The organism is uncultured Turicimonas sp. (assembly GCF_902477955.1).
Lineage (GTDB): Bacteria > Pseudomonadota > Gammaproteobacteria > Burkholderiales > Burkholderiaceae_F > Turicimonas.
The window spans coordinates 1-6,100 of sequence record NZ_CABSJB010000067.1 but is presented as its reverse complement, the minus strand read 5'-3'; the positions used below and the strand labels follow the sequence as shown (position 1 = coordinate 6,100).

Sequence of the window (6,100 nt, the reverse complement as noted above, 5' to 3'; positions counted from 1 at the left end):
AAACCACCGTCACCACGGCAGCCTTCAGTTACAAGAATACCGGCTGGGAAAATACCTGTCGGGTGGAACTGAACGGCTTCCATATTGCCTAATTTAGCAACACCGGTTTCAAGAGCGATGGCGTGACCAGTACCTTCACAGATCTGGGCGTTTGTAGATACACGGAACAGTTTACCTGCACCGCCGGTAGCGATAGCGGTAGCTCTGGCAACATAGCCAATTAATTCACCGGTAATCAAATCGCGGACAACTGCACCGTAGCAGCGCTGACCGTCATGAATCAAAGCGATAGCTTCAACTCTTTCATGAACCGGAATGCCGTGAGCGATAGCGCGTTCAGCAGCAGAGTTCAACATGGCATGGCCTGTACCGTCGGAAACGAAACAAGTTCTCCATTTCTTTGTACCGCCGAAGTCGCGCTGACCGATCAAACCAGCGGCAGCTTCGCGTTCGGTAATGGTAACTTTTTCACCGTTAATAATAACTTGACGGTCTCCCGGAGTGATACGGCTCCATGGAACGCCCCAAGCAGCCAGTTCACGGACAGCTTTAGGTGCGGTGTTGACGAACATACGGGCAACTTCCTGGTCGCAGCCCCAGTCAGAACCTCTAACTGTGTCACCAAAGTGAACGTCTTCGTTATCACCTACGCCTTTAATAACGTTAGCAAGGGAAGCTTGCATACCGCCCTGAGCGGCCTTAGAGTGAGAACGTTTTGGAGGAACCAGAGACAGGATGATGGAGTCATGGCCGCGTGCTTTTGCACCAACAGCCATACGCAAGCCAGCAAGTCCTGCGCCGATGACGAGAACATCCGTGTATATAACTTTCATTTAGCAAATCTCCTTGAACCAAATTTGAAAGGAAGGGATGGAACCTTTCGCAATTTGGGGTAAGCAGTGTTTAATTGGTCGAAACAACAACAAAGAGGGACAACCTGAGCTCAAGGGTTGACCCTAACATATATTGTTAATTCTCAACTGATATGCGGAATTTAGAACAAACCCAGAAAATTCTCAATACTTAAGATTGAAAAAAGGTTTGAGATTGGTAGAAATACTAAGGTAGTTTTTGGGAATAAATAACATTGCTAAACCTCGAAGAACCATGGGTTCAGAGCCTCTGGGAGTTAGGCTTTAGCAAGAATTCAAAATTTTTTGAATTTATATTCATTTACTATTTAAATATTTAGACAACTTATTTTGGGCAGTAAAAATGTTTTCTCTCATATTTTGTCTGACTTTTGCAAATAATTATTTTTCTCGCTAATTATTTTTCTTTTTATTTTGAAGTTCGTTCTTGCTCTTTATTAGCCGTCAAAAAAATCTTTTATTTAAGAATTGTATAAATAGGCCCTAAGCTAAGATAAAACCCTTACAGGAAAGTGCGTAATTTAACTCAAAGTGAGTCAGAATCGGGGTTTACGAGGTTGATCGCGCAAGAAAAAAATACGAATATTTCAACAACAGAAGGCAAACTTGTAAACGAATTGAAGGTTATCAAAGTGTCTAAGATTCTTAATTTAGATGTAACAACTTGCGTTTTTGAGAAAAGTATCACTGATTATTCCGTTGGAAGTTTTCCCTTTTCCGCAGATGAATGCAGCTTGGATAGTAAACATTTGGGTGGCAGCATAACTCTAAAAAATAACAAAATTATTGGATTATCCGCCGGACTTGAAGAGTCAGTGAAGGTTGAAGCCGGTGATGATATTTCTCAGTTATTTGCTTGCCAGGCGACAGCAGACGTCAATATCAAGAAATTGTTTATGTATAGAACCGTGGATTGTTTGATTTTAGACAGTCAGCGACTTTCCTACTGGGCTCGCCTTACTCTTAAAGGAAACAAGGTCCAGATTGCTGATATTGATATTGAAAAAAGATTTGAACTTGACTCTGAGGATCAGATAGAGGAATTAGAACGACGTAAGGGTGAAGGAAGTATGGCTTTTATGTCATTGCATTGCCAATAACGTTTTATTTTTATTACTTTCTTACCTCGAACAGTTCGTTTTACTCTCAGAGTTTTTATTGTTGGATCCCGGATTGAACAAACCCGGGATTTTTTATTCTAGTTGTTAGCTACTAAGTTCTGGTGGGTGTAAATTCCTTTCAGTCTTAGTAGCTAACATTTTAGGGCGCTACAGAAAATTCTTTAAAAAGCAGGAACTACGGCACCGTCGTATTTCTTCTCTATGAAGTTTTTTACTTCCGGAGATCTCAGAGCAGACATCAACTCTTTGATTTCCTGTTTGTTTTCATCTCCTTTGCGGACAGCTATTACGTTAGCGTAAGGAGAATCCTTAGGCTCAATTGCAATAGCATCTTTCGAAGGGTTCAAATTTGCACCGAGAGCAAAGTTGGAGTTAATAACTGCTGCATCAAGATCTTCCAGGGCTCGTGGCAGGGTTGCTGCTTCAACTTCTACGATCTTAACTTTAAGAGGATTGTCAACGATATCCAAAGGAGTTCCGTTAACGCCTACTCCGTCTTTCATTTTCAAGACGCCGTTGGCATTCAATACCTGCAGAGCTCTGCCTCCGTTAGTCGGATCATTTGGGATACCGATCTTTGCCCCTTTCTTCAATTCCTTAAGATTTTTGACTTTGTTGGAGTAAACGCCCATTGGTTCAATATGAACCGGACCGGCGGAAACAAGGTTTAATCTATGATCTTTGGAAAAAGCTTCCAGATAAGGAAGGTGTTGGAAGAAGTTGGCATCCAAGTCTTTGTCGGATAAGGCTAAATTCGGTTGAACATAATCAGAAAACTCGATAATCTTCAAATCAATGCCCTTCTCTTTCAGAGCCGGCTGGACAACTTTCAGAATGTCAGCATGAGGTACCGGCGATGCACCAACTTTGAGTGTGTCAGCAGCGAATGCTCCGGAAGTGAGCGAAACGAGTGCCAAAGAGAGTAATAATTTTTTCATGATGGTTAGAAAGATGGAATTAATGAACCTTTGAAGTGCTCGAGGATGAAAGCCTTAACTTCCGGGGTTCTTAACGTATTGTTCAGCTCTAGGATTTCAGGTTTATTTTGGTCCCCTTCTCTTACTGCCACAATGTTTGCATAAGGAGAGTCCTTGGATTCAATGATAATGGCGTCTTTCACAGGATTTAATCCGGAGCTTAACGCATAGGTTTGATTAATGACACTGGCCTTTACATCGTCCAGAGTTCTAGGAAGAGTTGCAGCTTCGACCTCAATGATCTTCAATTTCAGCGGATTTTCGACAATGTCTTCGATAGAAGCGGAATGACCTACGTTGTCTTTGAGCTTAAGTAAGCCGGCAGAAGCCAACAATTGAAGCGCTCTTCCGCCATTGGTAGGATCATTTGGAATAGTGATTCTGTCGCCCTTCTTGATCTCTTTTACGTCTTTGATTTTATTGGAATACAACGCAATAGGAGCAATAAAAATTCCCGGCATTGCATGGAGCTTTAAACCTCTGTCTGCAGCGAATTTATCCATAAATGGCTTGTGCTGGAAGAAGTTGGCATCGATTTCTTTATCCGAGAGAGCAAGGTTAGGCTGAATATAATCAGAAAATTCAATGATTTTCAGATTTATTCCCTTTTCTGCCAGCTTTGGTTTAACAAAATTCAGGATATCTCCGGCCGGAACCGGACTAGCCCCGATTTTGATCGTAACGGGTTCGGCTGCCATGGAAATGGTTCCAAGAGAAGCAACAAAAGCCGAGACTGCAAGTAACTTTAGTAAAAACCTTTTCTTCATTTCTACTCCTTAACTTATATTTTTCGAGGCTGAGTGCTAAAAAATATACAGTAGAAAATTCCTCTCTTTCGTCTTGGTTCCTTCGATTTTTCATCCGTCCTTTTCTTAGAACCTATTTTCTCAATGGAAACCCTAAATTGGCACGGATTATGCATAGCTCTAATTGTTGTTAATACCAACTAATCAGAGGAAAAAATGAAACTTATAACCGCAATCATTAAACCGTTCAAACTCGATGAAGTTCGAGAAGGACTTGTTGAACTGGGAATAAGCGGCATTACAGTCGCTGAAGTTAAAGGATTCGGAAGGCAAAAAGGTCACACAGAGATCTATAGAGGAGCCGAATATGTTGTGGACTTCCTTCCTAAGGTAAGTCTCTCAATTGCATGTCCGGATGCTTTAGTTGATTTAGCTATTGATAAAATTTGCGAAGCTGCAAGGACAGGAAAAATCGGCGACGGAAAAATTTTTGTCACACCGCTTGAAGAATGCATTCGCATTAGAACCGGAGAAACTGGGGAGGCTGCATTATGAGTTGGCTCAAACTTTCTTTATTTGCCCTACTTGCTCTCTCTTCGTCTGCTTGGGCTGCAGATGAAATGAATGCCGCTGATGTTTCATGGATGATGGTCGCTACGACATTAGTCCTGTTTATGACTATTCCGGGCATTGCCCTCTTTTATGCCGGGATGGTAAGAAAAAAGAATGTCCTCTCCGTTGTTATGCAAAGTTTTGCTATTTGCTGTGCGGTAACCATCGTCTGGTATGCGGTTGGATATTCTCTTGCTTTTTCAGGCGGAAATTGGTTCATTGGAAACTTCGACAATGTTTTTCTACAAAACATCCAGATTGACACCATGCACGGCTCAATCCCGGAGATGCTGTTCATGATGTTCCAGATGACATTTGCCATCTTGACACCTGCTCTTATGTGCGGTGCCTTTGCAGAACGAATCAAGTTCTCCGCCCTTTTCCTTTTCATGATTTTATGGTCTCTTTTCTGCTACGCACCGGTTTGTCACTGGGTATGGGCAGATGAAGGCTGGTTGTTTAAAGCTGGTGCTTTGGACTATGCCGGCGGAACCGTTGTTCATATCAATGCCGGGGTAGCCGGTCTTATTGCCTGTATATATTTAGGCAAGCGCTTAGGCTATGGTAAAGAAGTGATGGCTCCCCATAACCTCGTGCTGGCTCTTACCGGTGCTTGTTTCTTGTGGATCGGGTGGTTCGGCTTTAACGGCGGAAGCGGATTGGCTGCGGACTCCAGAGCCGTTATGGCGATCGTAGTAAGTCAAATTGCAGCTGCAGCAGCTGCTCTTACCTGGATGATTTGCGAATACATCGTAAATAAGAGATTCACAGTTCTAGGCGCAATATCGGGGGCTGTTGCTGGCTTAGTTGCCATCACTCCTGCCTCCGGTTTTGTTACTCCGGCTGCCTCTCTATTTATTGGTTGCTGCGGCGGATTGGTGTGCTATTTTGGTGCAACATGGCTTAAATACAAATTAGGTTATGACGATTCTTTAGATGCTTTCGGTGTCCATGGTGTCGGCGGCATTGTCGGTGCTCTTCTCACCGGGGTGTTTGCCTCAGACATGATAACAGGTGAAACCATGAAGCCAGTTGCAGAACAGCTATGGATTCAGTTTGAAAGTGTCATTGCTACTTTTATCTATGCGGCTGTCGTAACGTATGTACTCTTGAAGATTGTGGATCTTTTGATCGGCTTGCGTGTATCAGCTGAAGAAGAACGCGTCGGATTAGACCTTTCTCTCCACGGAGAACGAGTCGAATAGCAAAACTTCAAATAAACCAAAGGCTCTTCGGAGCCTTTTTTAACGTCAGCACGGCACGTGATATATCTAGCGGTTGCGATCGACCTGGGAGGCTAAGGCCTAGATTAAGGCAAGCCTGATTGGGCGACCTGTCGTGTAATGGTGCAGGCGGCAAACTTTTCGACTAACGAACTTAACTCACATACCGGTCTTGCAGGACGATAAGCGTGCGATTTTACGCAAAGTACATTCGTCTGTCTGTTGGAAGGGGCTTTTTCTACTTAATGTGGAAAGCCAAAACCATGTTCTTTTTTTCAACTCTTATCAATTCTCAAAAAACTCTTAGAAATTTTTTTTCGGTTTCTGAGTAAGAGCAGAGGTGGGCTACAAAGAAGCGATTTTGAGCCAAATTTTGGTATCGAAACAGATTTAGAACGAGGAAAAATAAATCGAAAGCGTCTTAAAAATAAAGTTCAAAAATAAGTCTATATGCTTGAAAGTAAAGATTTTATATTGCGTTTTAATACAAAATAGACGTTTTTAAACAACCAATCTAATAATACTTTATTGGTGAGTTTAATTCATGTT

6 protein-coding genes are annotated in these 6,100 nt (G+C 42.4%); 3 read left to right on the top strand and 3 right to left on the bottom strand.

The genetic code is table 11. The annotated features are described in order from the left end of the window. Positions 1-833 (bottom strand): FAD-binding protein (locus RDK53_RS12110; RefSeq protein WP_308515219.1); only part of this gene is annotated, 833 nt, incomplete at its 3' end. A gap of 551 nt (positions 834-1,384) precedes the next feature. Between RDK53_RS12110 and RDK53_RS12105 the strand changes: the two genes are divergently transcribed. Beyond that, positions 1,385-1,972: a hypothetical protein gene (locus tag RDK53_RS12105; protein WP_308515217.1), complete on the top strand. Its 588-nt coding sequence runs from the start codon at positions 1,385-1,387 to the stop codon at positions 1,970-1,972. A 182-nt stretch (positions 1,973-2,154) separates the two neighbouring features. On the opposite strand, the gene RDK53_RS12100 is transcribed toward RDK53_RS12105, so the two are convergent. Together RDK53_RS12100 and RDK53_RS12095 are read right to left on the bottom strand one after the other, a co-directional pair. Then, on the bottom strand, positions 2,155-2,931 hold the full coding sequence (locus tag RDK53_RS12100; protein ID WP_374041588.1) for a MetQ/NlpA family ABC transporter substrate-binding protein: 777 nt from the start codon (positions 2,929-2,931) through the stop codon (positions 2,155-2,157). Positions 2,932-2,936: 5 nt separating this feature from the next. Continuing rightward, on the bottom strand, positions 2,937-3,737 hold the full coding sequence (locus RDK53_RS12095; protein WP_308515215.1) for a MetQ/NlpA family ABC transporter substrate-binding protein: 801 nt from the start codon (positions 3,735-3,737) through the stop codon (positions 2,937-2,939). A 195-nt stretch (positions 3,738-3,932) separates the two neighbouring features. Here RDK53_RS12095 and RDK53_RS12090 point away from each other — a divergent pair, with 195 nt between their 5' ends. Then, positions 3,933-4,271, top strand: a complete 339-nt coding sequence (locus tag RDK53_RS12090; RefSeq protein ID WP_308515212.1) for a P-II family nitrogen regulator — start codon at positions 3,933-3,935, stop codon at positions 4,269-4,271. Beyond that, on the top strand, positions 4,268-5,533 hold the full coding sequence (locus RDK53_RS12085; RefSeq protein WP_308515210.1) for an ammonium transporter: 1,266 nt from the start codon (positions 4,268-4,270) through the stop codon (positions 5,531-5,533). The genes RDK53_RS12090 and RDK53_RS12085 overlap by 4 nt, the downstream gene beginning before the upstream one ends. The last annotated feature ends 567 nt before the right edge of the window (positions 5,534-6,100 follow it).